We start from the raw sequence: 16,870 nt of genomic DNA, 5'->3' as shown, positions 1-16,870 counted from the left end.
TAGCGGTATATAACTTCGAAAAAGTTTTGTGTCATTAAACAAGCGAGGAGCTGTCTGTGAGTCAGACTCACCAGCACGGCGCACGGACCGTGCGCGCAGCGGTGTTCACCGAGCCCGGGACGGCGGTGCAGACCGTGGACGTCGAGCTGGCTGCGCCCGGCCCGGGCGAGGTCGAGGTGGCGATCGCCGGTGCCGGCGTGTGCCATTCGGACCTGCACGTCACCAAGGGGGAGTGGGATGTCCCGGCTCCGGTGGTGTTGGGCCACGAAGGTTCCGGCGTCGTGACCGCCGTGGGCGACGGCGTGACCAGCCTGGACGTCGGCGACCATGTCGTGCTGTCCTGGGTCCCGGGCTGCGGCTCGTGCCGGCAGTGCGAGCTTGCGCGGCCGTGGCAGTGCGAGGTCGCGGCCAACGTCGTCGCGGCCGGTGGCGTGCTGTTCGACGGCACCAGTCGGTGGAGCCGGGACGGCGCGACCCTGCACCACTATCTCGGCGTGTCCTCGTTCGCCGAGCGGGTGGTGGTGCCTGCCGCCGGTGCGGTGCGGATCCGCAAGGACGCCCCGCTGGACGTCGTCGCACTCGTCGGCTGCGCGGTGGCCACCGGCGTCGGGGCGGTGCGCAACACCGCCGGGGTCGAAGAGGGCGCCACCGTCGCGGTGATCGGCTGTGGCGGTGTCGGGCTGTGCTGTATCCAGGGCGCGCGGCTGGCCAAGGCCGGACGCATCATCGCCGTCGACATCGACGCCGGCAAGCTGGAACACGCCCGCCGCCTCGGTGCCACCGACACCATCGACTCCGCGGCGACCGATGCCGTTGCCGCGCTCAAAGAACTTGTGCCGGAAGGGCTGGACTACATCTTCGACGCCATCGGCAAGATCGTCACCACCGAACAGGCCATCGCCGCGCTCGGTCTCGGCGGTGCCGCCGTCATCGTCGGTCTGCCACCGACCGGCTCGACGGCGCGCTTCGACCCGCTGGTGCTGGCCGAGGCCAACCAGCGCATCCTCGGCTCCAACTATGGTTCGGTCGACCCGCAGCGCGATATCCCCGGCCTGGTCGACCTCTACATGGACGGCGAACTGGATCTCGATTCCATGGTGTCGGGCCGTCGTCCGCTGGAGGATGCGCAGCACGCCCTGGATGATCTGGCCGGCGGAGGCGCGCTGCGCACCCTGCTGGTGCCGTCGATGGGTGCGCAGGCATGAGCGCCAACGACACGGTTCTCGCCGGAGACGGGCTGGCCCGGCGCAGTGTGAGCACCTTCGAGGTCGGCGCGCAGAGCGTCGCCAATGTCGCACCGAGCGCGGTCATCGCCTTCGCCCCGGCCGCGATGGCCGCCTCCGCCGGCAACGGCGCGTGGCTGTCCTTCGCCATCGCGTTGGTCGGGGTGATGGCCATCGGCTACTGCGTCTGTGTGTTCGCCCGCAGACGGGCCGGTGCCACGTCGCTGTACGCGTTCTCCCGATTGTCGCTGGGTCCGGGCGGGGCGTTCGTCACCGGCTGGGCGCTGCTCATCGGTGCGGTGTGCATTGCCGCCGGCTCGTTGGCCGGCGCCGGCTACTACACCAGCCGGGTACTGGAAACGGTCGGGGTGCACGCCTTTGCCGGGCCCGCCGGCCAGGTTTTCCTCGACATCGTGCTGGTGCTGATCGCCGCGTGGCTGACCATTGTCGGCGTGCGACTGGCGGCCCGGGTGTCCTCCGCCCTGGAGGTGCTCTCGATCGTGCTCATCGTGCTGGTGCTGATCGCCGTGTTGATCACACACGGTGAGGTCTTCGATCTCGACCAGATCACCCTGAAGGGCTTCGACGCCGCCGGCATCGTCTTCGCCGTCGTGCTGGCGGTCCTGGGCTTCGTCGGCTTCGAGGGCGCGGCGTCACTCGGTGCCGAAGCGGCCGAACCGTATCGCGCCATCCCGCGTGCGGTGATGGGCAGCGCGGTGCTGGCCGGGGCGCTCTATATCTTCGCCACCTACGCGCAGGTGGTCGGCGCGGGCGGCCCCGAAGCGCTGGCCGCCAGTGCGGACCCGATGGAGGACCTGGCCCGCGGCAGCGGTCTGGACTTCCTGGGCCCGTTCCTGGACATCGGTTTTGCCGCATCGTTTCTGGCCGTGGTGATGGCCTGTATCACCGTGGCCGCACGTCTGCTGTTCGGCATGGGCAAGGAAGGCGTGCTGCCGGCCTGGCTGGCCCGCACCCACCCCCGGCACCGCACCCCGACGTCGGGCATCGTGACGGTGACACCCGTGGTGGCGGTGGCGACCTGCGCCGTGGTGGGGGCCGGCACCGAGCCGCTGCTGGCAACCACCTACATCGACACCGTCGGCACCTTCGGCTACATGCTCAGCTACATCCTGATCTGCGTGGGCGCACCGCTGTTCATCCGCCGGCTCGGGGCCGCCAAGCTGGCGGTGACCGTGTTGTGCGGCGTGGTCGGCACGGTGGTGATGGCGTATGTGTTCTACCGCAACATCTTTCCGGTCCCGGCCGCCCCGATGAACCTGTTGCCGTATGTCTTCGTGGCCGTGCTGGTACTGGGTATCGCCGGATTCGCGGCCCTGCGATTCCGAGATCCGGAGGCGGCGCAGCGCGCGGGGACGTACGCCGAAGACGCCTGACGATGTACCGAGTGTGAAGCCTCTGCGGGATCGATGCCGATTCCCCGCAGAGGCTTCACATTCGCGTGTTTTTCCGGCTGCAGAGCGAAGAACTACCGCGCGAACATCAGGGCGCGCTTGACCTCTTGGATCGCCTGGGTCACCTGGATGCCACGGGGGCAGGCGTCGGTGCAGTTGAAGGTGGTGCGGCAGCGCCACACCCCGTCGACGTCGTTGAGGATGTCCAGACGCTCGGCGGCACCCTCGTCACGGCTGTCGAAGATGAACCGATGCGCATTGACGATCGCGGCCGGGCCGAAGTACGAGCCTTCGTTCCAGAACACCGGGCAGCTGGTGGTGCAGCAGGCACACAGGATGCACTTGGTGGTGTCGTCATAGCGTGCGCGGTCGGTCTGGCTCTGGATACGCTCGCGCGTCGGCGCATTTCCCGACGTCATCAGGAACGGCTTGACCGCGCGGAACGCGTCGAAGAACGGCTCCATGTCGACGACCAGGTCCTTCTCCACGGGCAGGCCGCGGATGGGCTCGATGGTGATCGTCAGCTGCTTGGACGCCTTCTTGGGCAGCAGGTCACGCATCAACACCTTGCACGCCAGCCGGTTCACGCCGTTGATGCGCATGGCGTCGGACCCGCACACCCCGTGGGCGCAGGACCGGCGGAACGTCAACGTGCCGTCCAGGTACCACTTCACGTAGTGCAGCAGGTTCAGCAGCCGGTCGCTGGGCAGGCACGGCACGCGGAAGCTCTGGAAGCCGGCCGCGTCCGGGTCCTCCGGGTTGAACCGGGCGATCTTCAGCGTGACCATCACCGCGCCGTCAGGCACGGGCGGCAGGTCGGGGCCCTTGGTCTCGGGTTCGGCAACTGTAGTCATGATTCCTCGCGCAAGCGCTCGTCAGCCGTCATCGTCAGTACTTCCGTTCCATCGGCTCGTACCGGGTCTGGACCACGGGCTTGTAATCCAGCCGGATGTCGGAAAGTAGGTCGGTGCCCTCTTTGTAGGCCATGGTGTGGCGCATGTAATTGGTGTCGTCGCGGTTGGGGTAGTCCTCGCGGGCATGCCCGCCGCGGGATTCCTTGCGGTTCAACGCACCGACGACGGTCACCTCGGCCAGCTCCAGCAGGAAGCCCAGCTCGATGGCCTCCAACAGGTCGCTGTTGTAACGCTTGCCCTTGTCCTGCACCGTGATTCGCGAGTAACGCTCCTTCAGGGCGTGGATGTCGGTGAGCGCCTGCTTCAGCGTCTCCTCGGTGCGGAACACCGCGGCGTTGTTGTCCATCGACTGCTGCAGGGCGGTGCGGATATCGGCGACGCGCTCGTTGCCGTGCTCGGAGAGGATGTCACCCACCCAGCCGACCACCATCTCGGCCGGCTTCTCCGGCAGGTCGACATGGTTGTGGTTGTTGGCGTATTCCGCGGCGGCGATACCGGCGCGGCGACCGAACACGTTGATGTCCAGCAGCGAGTTGGTGCCCAGCCGGTTGGAACCGTGCACCGACACGCACGCGCACTCGCCGGCGGCGTACAGGCCCGGCACGACGGTGTTGTTGTCGCGCAGCACCTGGCCGTGCACGTTGGTGGGGATACCGCCCATCACGTAGTGGCAGGTCGGGTACACCGGAACCAGTTCGGTGACCGGATCCACCCCCAGGTAGGTCCGGGCGAACTCGGTGATATCGGGCAGCTTGGCTTCCAGGACGTCCGCGCCGAGGTGGCGCACGTCGATGTAGACGTAGTCCTTGTTCGGCCCGGCGCCGCGGCCTTCGAGTACCTCGAGCACCATCGAGCGGGCCACGATGTCACGCGGGGCCAGGTCGACGATCGTGGGCGCGTAGCGCTCCATGAAGCGCTCGCCCTCGCCGTTGAGCAGACGCCCGCCCTCACCACGCACGGCTTCGGAGATCAGGATGCCCAGCCCGGCCAGGCCGGTCGGGTGGAACTGGTGGAACTCCATGTCCTCCAAGGGAAGTCCCTTGCGGAAGATGATGCCCAGACCGTCGCCGGTCAGGGTGTGCGCATTGGAGGTGGTCTTGTACATCCGGCCCGACCCGCCGGTGGCGAAGACGATCGCCTTGGCGTGGAAGACGTGGATGTCACCGGTGGCCAGCTCGTAGGCGATGACACCGGTGGCGACCGGGCCGCCGGGGGTCTCGGTGAGCGAGATGTCCAGTGCGTAGAACTCGTTGAAGAACTCGACATCGTGCTTGACGCAGTTTTGGTACAGCGTCTGCAGGATCATGTGTCCGGTGCGGTCGGCCGCGTAGCAGGCCCGGCGCACGGGCGCCTTGCCGTGATCGCGGGTGTGCCCGCCGAAGCGGCGCTGGTCGATACGGCCCTCGGGGGTGCGGTTGAACGGCATCCCCATGTTCTCCAGGTCGTAGACCGCGTCGATGGCCTCTTTGCACATGATCTCGACGGCGTCCTGGTCGGCGAGGTAGTCGCCACCCTTGACGGTGTCGAAGGTGTGCCACTCCCAGTTGTCCTCTTCGACGTTGGCCAGCGCGGCGCACATACCGCCCTGGGCGGCGCCGGTGTGGCTGCGGGTCGGGTACAGCTTGGTCAGCACGGCGGTGCGGGCGCGCGGGCCGGCTTCGACGGCGGCGCGCATCCCGGCGCCGCCTGCGCCGACGATGACGACGTCGTAGCGGTGTTCAACAATCATTTTTCGCAGCTCCCGATCAAGAGATGTTCGCGTCGAACGTCAGCAGCACGTAGGTGCCCAGCACCAACGTGAACAGGATCGACAGTGCGAGCAGGGTGTTCAGCCAGAACTTCGTGGAATCCTTGCGGGCGTAGTCGGCGATGATGGTGCGCATCCCGTTGCCGCCGTGCAGCTGAGCCAGCCACAGCAGCAGCAGATCCCAGGTCTGCCAGAACGGCGAGGCCCAGCGCTGTGCGACGTAGTTGAAGTCGATCCGGTACACGCCGTTCTGCCACATCAACATGATGAACAGATGGCCCAGCGCCAGGAACACCAGAACGATGCCGGAAAAGCGCATGAACAGCCAGGCGTACTTCTCGAAGTTGGGCATACCGCCGGGGCGGCGCGGGGAGCGCGGATTGTCCAGACCGGCGGGCCGGTCGTAGCTGCGCTGCATGACCGGGGCCGGCCCGCCGCGCTCGCTCAGGTGGTCGTAAGGATTCTCGCCGCTCATAGAAAACGCTCCGCCATGTGCATGCCGAGGACGCCCAGGGAGGGAATCATCACGGCCAACCAGATTCCGGCAATGACCCACAGCATCAGCCGCTGGTAGCGCGGACCGTGCTGCCAGAAGTCGATGAGGATGACGCGGATGCCGTTGAGGGCGTGGTAGAGCACCGCCGCGACCAGCCCCACCTCCATGAGGCCGACAATCGGGGTCTTGTAGGTCTCGATCACTTCGTTGTAGGCCTGCGGGCTGACCCGCACCAGCGCGGTGTCGAGCACGTGGACGAACAAGAAGAAGAAAATCGTGGCACCCGTGATGCGGTGCAGTACCCAGGACCACATGCCTGGGTCGCCGCGATACAGGGTGCGGCGACGTGCCGGTTTGGAACGCGGTGCCGGTGTTTCGGAATCCGCAGCCGTCTGGGTCATATTCGCGGTCTCATTTCGGACATCTCCAACGCCATCGGTGGACGTTCGGGGACAAGGCTGTAATTCGTCCCCAAACCTCGGGGCGACTCTAAACCCAAATGGAGCCCACTTAGAACTAGCGTGGAGCCCAAAGGGGCCGTTCTACCACAAAGTTAGGGTTACCTACATTGGTTGCCGCCTTCGGGAGTGGAGTCTTCGGAATGCATTCAGATAATGTTCAGCGGAGCGTGTGGTGAGTATCAGAATTGACTGGAAGGTATTGCGGGACAACGCAATCGAGGCCTCCAAGGTTGCGTATGCGCCCTATTCGGGTTTCCCGGTCGGGGCGGCCGCACTGGTCGACGACGGCCGAGTCATCCGCGGATGCAATGTGGAGAATGTCTCATATGGCCTAGGTCTCTGTGCGGAGTGCGCTGTGGTCTGCGTCCTGTTTTCCGGTGGCGGCGGACGGCTGGTCGCGCTCAGCTGCGTGGCCGCAGACGGGGCCCCGCTGATGCCGTGCGGGCGGTGTCGCCAGGTGCTCTTCGAACACGGCGGACCCGACCTGCTGATCGACCACCCCGACGGTCCGCGCCGGCTTGCCGAGCTGTTACCCGACGCTTTCGGGCCTGCCGATTTGGAGCGTCATGCCTGACGCACGCCATCACGGGTCGCATCTCGATGCGCTTCATCACGGGTCGCATCTCGATGCTCCGTCCGTCATCCGGACGAAACGCGATGGCGGAATCCTCACCGACGCGGCCATCGACTGGGTGATCGACGGCTATACCCGCGGTCTGGTCGCCGACGAGCAGATGTCGGCCCTGCTGATGGCGATCTTCCTGCGCGGCATGACACCGGGTGAGATCACCCGGTGGACGGCTGCCATGGTCGCCTCGGGAGAGCGCTTCGACTTCACCGACCTGGGCCTGCCGCTGGTGGACAAGCATTCGACCGGTGGGGTGGGCGACAAGATCACCATTCCACTGGTACCGGTGGTACTGGCTTGTGGCGCAGCGGTTCCGCAGGCCGCCGGCCGCGGCCTCGGTCACACCGGCGGCACACTCGACAAATTGGAGTCCATCGCCGGATTCACCCCCGAGCTGTCCAAAACCCAGATCCGCCAGCAGCTTTCCGATATCGGCGCGGCCATCTTCGCCGCCGGGGATCTCGCCCCGGCCGACCGCAAGATCTACGCCCTGCGCGATATCACCGCCACCACCGAATCGTTGCCGCTGATCGCCAGTTCGGTGATGAGCAAGAAACTGGCCGAAGGTGCGCAATCGCTGGTGCTCGACGTCAAATCCGGCCGCGGCGCGTTCCTCAAGACCGAGGCCGAGTCGCGAGAACTCGCCGCGACGATGGTGGCGCTGGGCAATTCCTACGGGGTGCCGACCCGGGCGCTGCTCACCGATATGAACCGTCCACTGGGCTACACGGTGGGCAATTCGGTGGAGGTCGCCGAGTCGCTGGAGGTACTCGCCGGCGGCGGGCCGGCCGACGTGGTGGAGCTGACGCTCGCCCTGGCCGCCGAGATGCTCGACGCTGCCGGGGTCGATGGCGTGGACCCCGCGCAGACGCTGCGTGACGGCACGGCGATGGATCGGTTCCGCCGCCTGATCGCGGCCCAAGGCGGTGACCTCAGCAGGCCGCTGCCCCTCGGGGCGCACAACGAGACCGTCACCGCTGCCACCGGCGGGGTGATGGGTGACATCGACGCGATGGCGGTGGCGATGGCGGCGTGGCGGCTCGGGGCCGGCCGTGCCGCGCCCGGGCACCCGGTGCAACTGGGCGCCGGGGTGCGTCTTCACCGCCGGCCCGGCGAGCCCGTCGCTGCCGGCGAGACGTTGTTCACGCTCTACACCGACACCCCGGAGCGGTTGCCCGCGGCGCTGAGTGAACTCGAGGGCGGTTGGTCGGTCGGCGCCGCGGCGCCCGACCTGGGCCCGTTGATCATCGATCACCTCGGGTAGCTCGCCACAGCGCCACCGAAGGCCGGGCCAGCCACAGGCACAGCACGAGGTTGTACAGCGCCAGACCCCCGTAGAGCGCGGTGTCGCGCGGATCGAACCCGAGGACCCCGGGGACGTGCCGGGTCACTTCGACCGCGCAGATCACGGTGAGCACCGTCCAGCCTGCGGTCGCTACCACGGTGAAGGCGATCGTGGACCGGCGCCCGAGACAGGCGAGAACGGCGAGCGCCCCTACGGTCAGCAGCAGGCCACCGTGCAAGGGGGTGACCAGCAGCCCGGCCAGCGGGGTGCCCTCCGGGCCCAACCGCAGGCTGTCCTTCGACCAGGCCAGCCCGACACCGCCCAGCACGCCGATGGCCAGCCCCTGGCACACCAGCGCCACATGCGCGACCTTGAAGCGGGTGATCGCATGGTCGGGCGCGGGCACCACCGAGTGGCGGATGGCGTTCCTCTGCTCGAGCACACCGAACAGTCTGCCGCCGGGAGCCCCACCACGGTTGGCGCGCAAGCTGATTGGCAGACGATCCGGTCATGGCTCACAGCGAATTCACTGAAACGGGATGCCGCCGGCGCGGCACTGCACGGCGGTAGTCTCACTGCTGATGAACCGGCGAGTGCGGCACGTGTTCGCGGTGGGCACCGCGACGGTACTGCTGGCGACCGGTTGCGATGCGCCGCCGCCCCCCACCACGCCGATCACGGTGTACGCGGCATCGTCGCTGATCGGGAGCTTCACCGCGATCGGCAAGGAGTTCGAGGCGCAGAACCCCGGGTACTCGGTGGACTTCATCTTCGCGGGCTCGGCGGACCTCGTCGGCGCGATCACCGACGGCGCCACCGCCGATGTCTTCGCCTCCGGCGACCGGGCCGACATCACCGCGCTGGCGGAGGCGGGAACTGCGCCGGTGCCCTTCGCCGCCAACGATCTGGTCATCGCCACCGCGGCGGGCAACCCCAGGAACATCACCACCCTGGCCGATCTCGCCCGGCCCGGCCTGCGGGTGGCGGTGTGCGCCGAACGCAGCGCGTGCGGGACGGCACTCGGCGCCGCGGAAGCTCGGGACAAGGTCCGGCTGCAGCCGCGCAGCGCCGACGACACACCCGGAAATATCCTCAAAGCCGTCGCGAGCGGACAGGTGGACGCGGGCGTCGTCTTGCGGACGAACGCGCTGGGCGCCGGGGACGGCGTGTCGTGGTTCGCGTTGCCCGGCGCCGCCGTCACATCGTGGGTCACCGTGATCAAGGGCACCGACCGCGCACATGAGGCGGTGCAGTTCGTCGCGGCGCTCACGGGTGAGGGCGGCAGGAAGATCCTGGCCGCGAACGGTTTCGTACCGCCGGTCACGCGCGCTGCGGGCTGAGCGGACAGCTTGCCGTCAACCGAACATTTGGGGACGGCACGGGCGATCGGCGCGCCTGGGCCGCCATCGGCGAGCAAAATGGACAGATGAATACGCCGCTGACCCTCGATCTGATCAAGCAGGCTCCCAAGGCGTTGTTGCACGACCACCTCGACGGCGGTCTGCGACCGGGAACGGTGGTGGAGCTCGCCGGCCAGTTCGGCTACGACGACCTGCCCGCCACCGACGTCGACGAGCTCGCCACGTTCTTCCGTACCGCGGCGCACAGCGGCTCGCTCGTCCGCTACCTGGAACCGTTCGCCCACACCGTCGGCGTCATGCAGACCCCGGAGGCGTTGCACAGGGTCGCCTATGAGGCCGTCGAGGATCTCGCCGAGGACAACGTCGTGTACGCCGAGGTCCGCTTCGCCCCCGAACTGCACATCGACCGTGGGCTGTCCCTAGACGCCGTCGTCGAGGCGGTGCTCGACGGGTTCGCCGACGGCGAGAAGGCCGCCGCCAGCGCAGGCCGGACCATCGTGGTGCGCTGCCTGGTGACCGCGATGCGACATGCCGCCCGGTCCCGCGAGATCGCCGAACTCGCCATCCGGTTCCGCGATCGCGGTGTCGTCGGCTTCGACATCGCCGGTGCCGAGGCCGGGTACCCGCCCAGCCGCCACCTCGACGCCTTCGAGTACATGCGAAGCAACAACGCGCGGTTCACCATTCACGCCGGCGAGGCCTTCGGGCTGCCGTCCATCCACGAGGCCCTCGCATTCTGCGGGGCCGACCGGCTGGGCCACGGGGTGCGCATCGTCGACGACATCACGGTGGGGCCGGACGACACCGCGAGGCTGGGTCGGTTGGCGGCGCTCCTGCGGGACAAGCGAATTCCGCTGGAGCTGTGTCCCAGCTCCAATGTGCAGACCGGTGCGGTGGACAGCATCGCCGAGCACCCGTTCGACCTGCTGGCCCGATTGCGCTTCCGGGTCACGGTGAACACCGACAATCGCCTGATGAGCGATACCACCATGAGCCAGGAGATGCTGAGGCTTGTCGAGGCGTTCGGTTACGGCTGGAGCGACCTGGAGCGGTTCACCATCAACGCGATGAAGTCCTCGTTCCTGCCGTTCGACGAGCGGCTGGCGCTGATCGACGGGGTGATCAAACCGCGGTATGCGGTGCTGATCGGCTGAGCGCTGCCCGCAAGGTGGTGGCGAATTCGCCTGGTACGCCGATGAACCCACCGTGATCACCCGGGAACATGACCGGCTGTGTCCCGAGTAGCTCGGCGAGTCTGCGGGTGGTGGCGTTGGTGAGCAGGTGGCCCGACTCCGCGCCGAGTCCGACGACGATCCGCGTCGGCCCGGCGGTCAGGGCCGCGATATCGGGGACATATCGCGTCGTGTGACGCAGCTCGTGGTCGAAGAACCGAGCCGACTCGGCCAGCTGGGTGGCGAGCTCCTCGGGTGTGGGCTCCGGGCCGGGCGGTGGCCCGGCGTTCGGGTCGCTCACGTCGAAACCGGCGTTGGCCATGAAGGCCATCCACGCCGCCTGCACCCCGTCACGATGGAAGGTCGCGACGATCTCGTCGGTGGCGGCGCGCTGCTCGTCGGCGTCGGGCAGCAGTTCCAGCAGCGGCGGCTCGTGCGCGACCAGCGTGCGCACCCGGCCGGGGTGCCGGGTGAGCAGGGCCAGCCCGGTGACGGCGCCGCCGCTGGAACCGAAGACAGCCGCGGACTCGGCGCCCAGCGCGTCGAGGATGGCGGCCACGTCGTCGGCGCGCAGGTCCGGTGTCGCGTCCTGGTCGGGATCGTCCAGCCGGCTCCGGCCGTAGCCGCGCGGGTCATAGGTGACCACGGTGTGGTCGCCGGCCATGGCGTGCGCCAGTGGCAGGAAATCGGCAGCGCCCATCGGGGAACCGAGGACCAGGAGCAGCGGTCCGGTCCCGCGCACCTCGTAGTGCAGGCGGGCGCCGGGGACATCGAGCGAGCGGCAGACTAGTTCCTCAGTGGTCATGCCGGTATGGACCGGATGCCGCCGCGAAACTCATCGTCGTCATTCCTGGCGCAGTCGCGATTCGACGAAGCTCTCCAGCTCTTCCCACTGTTCGACGGCCTTGGCGTACGGTCCCGCGGGCTTGGGCACACTGCCCGGTTCGATCAGGTAGGAGACCAGGGCGCCGAGCGGCTCCTTGCTGTCCAGCCGCTTGCTGACAATGGATTCCTCGGCGTAATCGCCGACGTCTCTGAGGAATTCGACGGCGAGGTCGAGCTGGTCGCGGTCCACCGCGTCGGGGCCGTCGGCGATGTCGTCGGCCAGCCCGGACAGGACGTAGATGTTGTCGTCGGTGACGTCGACGCGCAGCGAGCCGTCGGTGGCCGCGGTCCGGATGATCTCGTAGGAGCTGTAGCTGGACAGGTCGCTCTCGTGCTCGTCGGCCAGGTAACGAGCCAGCGCACGTTCTGAGTTGAAGACACTGATCCGGCCGTTGCGACCGAGGAACTTCGGCTCGTCGCCGACGTAGCAGCGCAGCGTGTACAGGGTGCCGCTGCTGGTCATGATGCGCACCGGATCGATGCCGACCTCGGTCCAGAAGTCCTCGTCGCTGCCGAGCACCTGGCGCTGGGCTTCGGCCTCCAGGGCGTCGCTCTCCTCGTCGGTGTCGACTTCGCCTTCGATGACGAGGTCGTCCTCGTCGTCGACAGCGAGGGCGTCCTCGTCCAGTTCGGGGGCGGGTTCGTCGAGCTCTTTCTGTGCCTTCGCGGCGGCCGCCTCGTCGACGTCCGGTGTGGTGACCAGTTCGTCGATGGTGTCGATGACCGACTGCCAGGACCGTCCGATGGCGGCCTCGATCTCGGTCCAGCGCTTGCGGCCGGCGCGACCGGCGAAGGCGTCCATGCCGCCGCCGATGGTGCCGAGCACGGGGTTGCCGTTGAACATCTTGGTGATGACCGGCAGGTCGCACACCGATCCGATGGCGGACACGATCGCCAAGGCCCGGTGCACGGACTCGACGGAGTCCTCGTTGGGCTTCTCGGCGACCAGTCCGGGCACCTCGATGAGGTCGTAGAGGTGATCCTCATCCGGGCTCAGCCGGTGCGCGTTGGCCTTGGTGAGCTTCTCCCAGGCCGGATGGTCGGTGAGATCGTTGTCCGAGTTGGTGCGCACGAAGGCGACCAGATCTGCCACCGATTCGAACGCGAAGAGGTCCTCGTCCTTGCCGAGGAGCGCCTCCCATTCGTCACCGGCATCGCGCCAGCGCGGTGCCCACAGGGTGTACAGGTCGCCATTGGTCAGTCCGAGCCGGACCGGCACGATGTCAGCCGCCATGGCGCACAGCGTAACGATGCCGGCTGGGGAGCCCGTTGGCACACCCGCTGCTCACCCGGTGGGCCGCCAGAATCCCTGGAATCCCTGCCCGGCGTTGGTGGTCCGGATCGCGGACAACTGGACCGGGTCTCCCGCCTCGATCATCTGGTCACCGGACACGATCATCGCGACGTGACCATCCCATACCGCGAGGTCACCAGGCCGAAGCGAGCCGGCGTCGACGGGCCGGCCGATGTCTTGTTCCTGCGCAAGCCGAGGGATGTCCAGGCCCGCTTCGCGGTAGGCCCACTGGGTCAGCCCACTGCAGTCCAGTCCGGCGCCGGGAGTGGTACCGCCCCACTGATACGGCACGCCCAGCTGTGTCAGCGCATGGCGTACGGCACTGGCCGCGACCGGATTCGGCGCGGCCGCGGTGCTGCCGTCGGGGAGCCGGACCGCCACGCCGGAACCGAAATCGGCCGGATTGCCGACAGCTGCGGCGCGGTGCCGGGCCACCGGTCGGGCTGCGGACAGCGCGCCGGTCAGTGCCGTCCCCAGTCCGGCGCCCACCGGTGCCACCCCGGCGCCGGTCGGGATCGGTGCAGGGAAGCCCGAGCCTGCCGGTATCGGCCCGGCGACCCCCGCCGGCGGTGATGTCACCGCGGGCCGCGGAATGCCGTTGATCGTCGAGGTGTGCGTGTCCAGCTCCGCACGCAGGGCGTCGACCACTGCGGTGGCCTCCTGCACTGCTTGCCCCGCCTCGGCGCTCAGTTCGCCCGCGACCCCGGGAGCATCGAGGTGCGGCTCCAGTGCGGACGCACGAGCCTCGAACTCGGCGATGATGTCCCGCAGTCGGGCGCGGGCCCGCGCGATGGCGTCGGCGACCGTGCCGATGTCGTCGGACAGCGCGCCGACCCGGTCGGCCAGGGCGCGCACGGTGCCGGCGGCCTCCGCGGTGTACCGCGCCGCGGCCGCGCCGCCGTCGCCCGCCCAGATGTCACCGTCCCACGCCCGCGTGGTGGCGCCGGCCAAGGCGATCAACTGATCGCGCATCTCGGCGAGCATCGTCGACGGATGCGCCGCCGCGGACCAGCCCGGCCCGACCTGTGCCGCCAGCTCGTGCAGCGGCGCGGCCAGCGCGGTGACGAGTGCACTCGGCATCGTCAACCGCCGAAAGAGGACAGCGATTGCCCGACATGATGTTCGGAGTCGCGATAGGCCACCGCGGCGTGACCGGCCGTGGCGCCGGCGACCGCGAGATGATCGCCGAGCTGAGCAACCGCGTGCGTGGTATCGGCCACCGCTTCGCGCAGCGCGGTGACCAGAGCGTCGGCGATGGGTCCGAACAAGGCGGGCGCCGAGTCGGCCACGGCAGGGAGCGCGGCGGCCAGCCCGGTGAGTTCGACGGCAGTGCCGGCCAGCGTCCGGCCGGCGTGTGCGATCGCTGCGGTGTCGGCGTGCATGTGGGTTATGACGCAGGCCGGAGCGGTTCGGTTCCACTAATGTTCGCCGCATGGATGTCCGCGTCGTTGACCACCCCTTGGCCGCCAGCCGGTTGACCACGCTGCGCGACGAGCGCACCGAGAATGCCGGCTTCCGGTCCGCATTGCGGGATCTCACCTTGATGCTGGTCTACGAGGCGACCAGGGATGCGAGCGCCGAACAGATCCGGGTTCGTACTCCGATGGCCGAAACCACCGGGTCCCGCCTGGCCAACCCGCCGCTGCTGGTGCCGGTGCTGCGGGCCGGGCTGGGCATGGTGGATCAGGCGCACGCACTGATCCCGGAGGCCCAGGTCGGCTTCGTCGGGGTGGCGCGGGACGAAGAGACGCATCAGCCCACGCCCTACCTGGCGTCGCTGCCCGAGGATCTGAGCACCCGTTCGGTGTTCGTTCTCGACCCGATGCTGGCCACCGGTGGCTCGATGGTGCACACGCTGGCCCTGCTGCAGGATCGCGGTGCCACCGACATCACCGCGATCTGTGTGGTGTGCGCCCCCGAAGGAATCGCCGCTCTGGAGAAGGCCACCCCGGGTATCCGGCTGGTGACCGCCGCCATCGACGACGGACTCAACGAGATCGCCTATATCGTGCCCGGGCTCGGCGATGCCGGTGATCGGCAGTTCGGGCCGCGCTGACCCGTCCGGGTCACCACTGCTGCGCGGCGGTGACCAGTTCGCCGACCAGGGCCCGAGCGTGACTTCTCGACGCGCTCAGGTCGTCGGTCGGGGCGCGGTGAACCTCGATGTAGGACTTGAGTTTCGGCTCGGTACCCGACGGACGCACCACCACCCGGATGTCCGCTCCGGTCAACACCAGGGCGTCGGTGCGCTGCTGGCCCCGGCGGTCCGACAGGTCCTCGACGGTCACCGGGATACCGGCAAGGGTGGCCGGCGGATTCGCCCGTAGGGCGGCCATCGCCGCACCCGAGTCGTCGACACGGCGGGTCACCGCTGTGGTCATGTGCACACCGTGGCGGCGGGCCAGATCGTCGAGGGCGTCGTGCACCGTGCGGCCCTGCGCACGCAGGGCGGCGACCAGATCGCACACCAGCACCGCCGCGCTGATACCGTCCTTGTCCCGCACCGCCTCCGGGTCGACACAATGCCCGATGGCCTCCTCGTACGCGTATATCAGTGCTGCGCCGGGCGCCGAAGCGCGGGCCAGCCATTTGAAACCGGTGAGCGTCTCGGCGTGCCGGGCGCCGCGGGACGCCGCGATGGCCGCCAGCATGCGTGAGGACACCACGGTGCTGGCGACCAGGGCGCGTGCGGGGTGGGCGTGCCCGGACAAGAGGTAATCGCCCAGCAGCCAACCTGTTTCGTCGCCGGTGAGCATGCGCCAGCCGGCTTCATCCGGTATGCCGACCGCACACCGGTCGGCGTCGGGGTCCAGGGCGATGGCCACCTCGGCGCCGATATCGGCGGCCAGGGTCAACAGCAGGTCGGTGGCGCCCGGTTCCTCCGGGTTGGGAAACGCCACGGTGGGGAAGTCGGGATCAGGAGCGAATTGCGCATCGACCACGTGTACGTCGTCGAACCCGGCCAAAGCCAAGGCATCCAGGGCGAATTCACCACCCACGCCGTGCATGGGCGTCAGTGCCACCCGCGCCGTGCCCGATGCGTGCCGCACCGACGCGGCCCGTTCCAGGTAGGCGCGGAACAGCTCCCGGCCGGACGGTTCGACCGGCAGGCGAGGGATCTCGGCGGCGTCCGGGGCGCGGGCGATCGCCGCCTCGATCTCCCGGTCGGTCGGCGAGATGATCTGCAGGCCGCCGTCGAGGTACACCTTGTAGCCGTTGTCGCCGGCTGGATTGTGCGATGCGGTGATCTGCACCCCGGCCGCGGCACCCAGGTGCCGCACCGCGAACGCCACCACCGGGGTGGGGGCGGGCACCGTCAGGGCGACCACCGTGAACCCCTGGGCGGCAAGCACTTCCGCTGTTGCCGTGGCGAATTCGTCGGAGTGGTGCCGGGCGTCGCGGCCGACCACCACGGTGGATCCGCCCAGGCAACGATCCTTGAGGACCTGCGCCAGCGCCCATGTCGCGCGGGTGACGGTGCCGACATTCATCGCATCGGCGCCGTCGCGCATCGGGCCGCGCAGCCCGGCCGTGCCGAAGGCCAGTGTCTTTTCGGCTGGGCGCTTCTCCGTCATGCGCTGATTGTGCCCGTCGCGCGAGCGTCGGCGTCGGCGAGCTTGCGCAGTACGGGGGCCACCAGCATGAGCAGATCGAACTCGAGCTCGCTGAGGGTGTCGCGCATGGTGGCCTGCAGCCAGGCGTCGCGTTCGGCTCGGTCGGCGTCCAGCAGCGCCGAGCCGGCCGGCGTGAGCTCGATCAGCTGGCGCCGTCGGTCGTGGTCGTCGGCACGACGGGACGCCAGTCCGCGGCTCACCAGGTCGTTGATGCCGTCGGTCAGCGATTGCACCCGCACGTGCAGCCGGGCGCCCAATTCGGCGGGGGTGGTGGAACCGGCGCGGCTGACCTCGCCGAGCAGTTCCAGCTGGCTGCGGGTGAGGCCGTGATCGGGCCGGTGTCGGCGCATCTGCCGGGTGACCGCCATCATCGATTCC

General features: G+C 68.6%; 17 protein-coding genes and 1 pseudogene. 7 read left to right on the top strand and 11 right to left on the bottom strand.

The genetic code is table 11. The features are described from left to right. Positions 1-56: 56 nt before the first annotated feature. Together QN239_RS25585 and QN239_RS25580 are read left to right on the top strand one after the other, a co-directional pair. A complete protein-coding gene (locus tag QN239_RS25585; RefSeq protein WP_499014640.1) occupies positions 57-1,205 on the top strand; it encodes a Zn-dependent alcohol dehydrogenase in 1,149 nt (382 codons plus the stop codon). Next, entirely contained in the window at positions 1,202-2,617 is a 1,416-nt protein-coding gene (locus QN239_RS25580; protein ID WP_499014638.1) for an APC family permease, read from the top strand. The genes QN239_RS25585 and QN239_RS25580 overlap by 4 nt, the downstream gene beginning before the upstream one ends. A 92-nt stretch (positions 2,618-2,709) precedes the next feature. On the opposite strand, the gene QN239_RS25575 is transcribed toward QN239_RS25580, so the two are convergent. Genes QN239_RS25575 through sdhC form a run of 4 tightly spaced genes read right to left on the bottom strand, consistent with a single transcriptional unit; the run spans position 2,710 to position 6,193 of the window. Beyond that, a complete protein-coding gene (locus tag QN239_RS25575; protein ID WP_090356098.1) occupies positions 2,710-3,489 on the bottom strand; it encodes a succinate dehydrogenase iron-sulfur subunit in 780 nt (259 codons plus the stop codon). 34 nt (positions 3,490-3,523) lie between these two features. Beyond that, positions 3,524-5,278, bottom strand: a complete 1,755-nt coding sequence (sdhA, locus tag QN239_RS25570) for a succinate dehydrogenase flavoprotein subunit (RefSeq protein ID WP_187098525.1) — start codon at positions 5,276-5,278, stop codon at positions 3,524-3,526. A 16-nt stretch (positions 5,279-5,294) separates the two neighbouring features. Next, positions 5,295-5,771: a succinate dehydrogenase hydrophobic membrane anchor subunit gene (locus tag QN239_RS25565; RefSeq protein WP_090356093.1), complete on the bottom strand. Its 477-nt coding sequence runs from the start codon at positions 5,769-5,771 to the stop codon at positions 5,295-5,297. Further along, positions 5,768-6,193, bottom strand: a complete 426-nt coding sequence (gene sdhC / locus QN239_RS25560) for a succinate dehydrogenase, cytochrome b556 subunit (RefSeq protein WP_090356090.1) — start codon at positions 6,191-6,193, stop codon at positions 5,768-5,770. Before sdhC ends, QN239_RS25565 begins: the two co-directional genes overlap by 4 nt. A gap of 232 nt (positions 6,194-6,425) precedes the next feature. Here sdhC and QN239_RS25555 point away from each other — a divergent pair, with 232 nt between their 5' ends. Beyond that, positions 6,426-6,827, top strand: a complete 402-nt coding sequence (locus QN239_RS25555) for a cytidine deaminase (RefSeq protein ID WP_499014635.1) — start codon at positions 6,426-6,428, stop codon at positions 6,825-6,827. Next, positions 6,820-8,145 (top strand): thymidine phosphorylase, encoded by a 1,326-nt coding sequence (locus QN239_RS25550; RefSeq protein ID WP_499014634.1) that lies wholly within the window; start codon positions 6,820-6,822, stop codon positions 8,143-8,145. The genes QN239_RS25555 and QN239_RS25550 overlap by 8 nt, the downstream gene beginning before the upstream one ends. On the opposite strand, the gene QN239_RS25545 is transcribed toward QN239_RS25550, so the two are convergent. Continuing rightward, the gene (locus QN239_RS25545; protein WP_499014632.1) at positions 8,126-8,608 is read right to left on the bottom strand and encodes a hypothetical protein; all 483 of its coding nucleotides are present in this window, start codon (positions 8,606-8,608) and stop codon (positions 8,126-8,128) included. The genes QN239_RS25550 and QN239_RS25545 overlap by 20 nt on opposite strands. Before the next feature lie 139 nt (positions 8,609-8,747). Between QN239_RS25545 and modA the strand changes: the two genes are divergently transcribed. Together modA and QN239_RS25535 are read left to right on the top strand one after the other, a co-directional pair. After that, complete coding sequence (modA, locus tag QN239_RS25540; protein WP_499014630.1) at positions 8,748-9,506, top strand: molybdate ABC transporter substrate-binding protein; 759 nt, start codon at positions 8,748-8,750, stop codon at positions 9,504-9,506. Positions 9,507-9,592: 86 nt separating this feature from the next. Next, on the top strand, positions 9,593-10,681 hold the full coding sequence (locus QN239_RS25535; protein ID WP_090356082.1) for an adenosine deaminase: 1,089 nt from the start codon (positions 9,593-9,595) through the stop codon (positions 10,679-10,681). On the opposite strand, the gene QN239_RS25530 is transcribed toward QN239_RS25535, so the two are convergent. The 4 genes from QN239_RS25530 to QN239_RS25515 are packed head-to-tail and all read right to left on the bottom strand — an operon-like array spanning position 10,650 to position 14,260. Continuing rightward, entirely contained in the window at positions 10,650-11,504 is an 855-nt protein-coding gene (locus QN239_RS25530; RefSeq protein ID WP_499014628.1) for an alpha/beta fold hydrolase, read from the bottom strand. The genes QN239_RS25535 and QN239_RS25530 overlap by 32 nt on opposite strands. A gap of 39 nt (positions 11,505-11,543) precedes the next feature. Next, on the bottom strand, positions 11,544-12,818 hold the full coding sequence (satS, locus tag QN239_RS25525; protein ID WP_499014627.1) for a protein export chaperone SatS: 1,275 nt from the start codon (positions 12,816-12,818) through the stop codon (positions 11,544-11,546). A gap of 51 nt (positions 12,819-12,869) precedes the next feature. Continuing rightward, positions 12,870-13,958: a C40 family peptidase gene (locus QN239_RS25520; RefSeq protein WP_499014625.1), complete on the bottom strand. Its 1,089-nt coding sequence runs from the start codon at positions 13,956-13,958 to the stop codon at positions 12,870-12,872. A 2-nt stretch (positions 13,959-13,960) separates the two neighbouring features. Beyond that, positions 13,961-14,260, bottom strand: a complete 300-nt coding sequence (locus QN239_RS25515) for a hypothetical protein (protein ID WP_187098534.1) — start codon at positions 14,258-14,260, stop codon at positions 13,961-13,963. 50 nt (positions 14,261-14,310) lie between these two features. Between QN239_RS25515 and upp the strand changes: the two genes are divergently transcribed. Beyond that, a complete protein-coding gene (gene upp / locus QN239_RS25510; RefSeq protein ID WP_187098535.1) occupies positions 14,311-14,934 on the top strand; it encodes a uracil phosphoribosyltransferase in 624 nt (207 codons plus the stop codon). A 10-nt stretch (positions 14,935-14,944) separates the two neighbouring features. Here the strand turns inward: upp and QN239_RS25505 are convergent, their stop codons facing one another. Together QN239_RS25505 and QN239_RS25500 are read right to left on the bottom strand one after the other, a co-directional pair. Beyond that, a complete protein-coding gene (locus QN239_RS25505; RefSeq protein ID WP_499016967.1) occupies positions 14,945-16,576 on the bottom strand; it encodes a phospho-sugar mutase in 1,632 nt (543 codons plus the stop codon). A gap of 50 nt (positions 16,577-16,626) precedes the next feature. Further along, positions 16,627-16,842: pseudogene (locus tag QN239_RS25500) on the bottom strand (MarR family transcriptional regulator); the annotation flags it as partial. Positions 16,843-16,870 lie beyond the last annotated feature (28 nt).

This window comes from Mycolicibacterium sp. Y3 (assembly GCF_051188035.1).
Lineage (GTDB): Bacteria > Actinomycetota > Actinomycetes > Mycobacteriales > Mycobacteriaceae > Mycobacterium > Mycobacterium fluoranthenivorans.
The sequence above is the reverse complement of the archived record's forward strand: the minus strand, read 5'-3'. Positions and strand labels throughout refer to the sequence as shown.

Coding starts and splice junctions, on each gene's coding strand:
- QN239_RS25550 (WP_499014634.1), top strand. CDS start 6,820: ATGCCTGACGCACGCCATCACGGGTCGCATCTCGATGCGCTTCATCAC.
- modA (WP_499014630.1), top strand. CDS start 8,748: ATGAACCGGCGAGTGCGGCACGTGTTCGCGGTGGGCACCGCGACGGTA.
- QN239_RS25535 (WP_090356082.1), top strand. CDS start 9,593: ATGAATACGCCGCTGACCCTCGATCTGATCAAGCAGGCTCCCAAGGCG.
- QN239_RS25530 (WP_499014628.1), bottom strand. CDS start 11,504: ATGACCACTGAGGAACTAGTCTGCCGCTCGCTCGATGTCCCCGGCGCC.
- QN239_RS25520 (WP_499014625.1), bottom strand. CDS start 13,958: ATGCCGAGTGCACTCGTCACCGCGCTGGCCGCGCCGCTGCACGAGCTG.
- QN239_RS25565 (WP_090356093.1), bottom strand. CDS start 5,771: ATGAGCGGCGAGAATCCTTACGACCACCTGAGCGAGCGCGGCGGGCCG.
- satS (WP_499014627.1), bottom strand. CDS start 12,818: ATGGCGGCTGACATCGTGCCGGTCCGGCTCGGACTGACCAATGGCGAC.
- sdhC (WP_090356090.1), bottom strand. CDS start 6,193: ATGACCCAGACGGCTGCGGATTCCGAAACACCGGCACCGCGTTCCAAA.
- QN239_RS25515 (WP_187098534.1), bottom strand. CDS start 14,260: ATGCACGCCGACACCGCAGCGATCGCACACGCCGGCCGGACGCTGGCC.
- QN239_RS25575 (WP_090356098.1), bottom strand. CDS start 3,489: ATGACTACAGTTGCCGAACCCGAGACCAAGGGCCCCGACCTGCCGCCC.
- sdhA (WP_187098525.1), bottom strand. CDS start 5,278: ATGATTGTTGAACACCGCTACGACGTCGTCATCGTCGGCGCAGGCGGC.
- QN239_RS25580 (WP_499014638.1), top strand. CDS start 1,202: ATGAGCGCCAACGACACGGTTCTCGCCGGAGACGGGCTGGCCCGGCGC.
- upp (WP_187098535.1), top strand. CDS start 14,311: ATGGATGTCCGCGTCGTTGACCACCCCTTGGCCGCCAGCCGGTTGACC.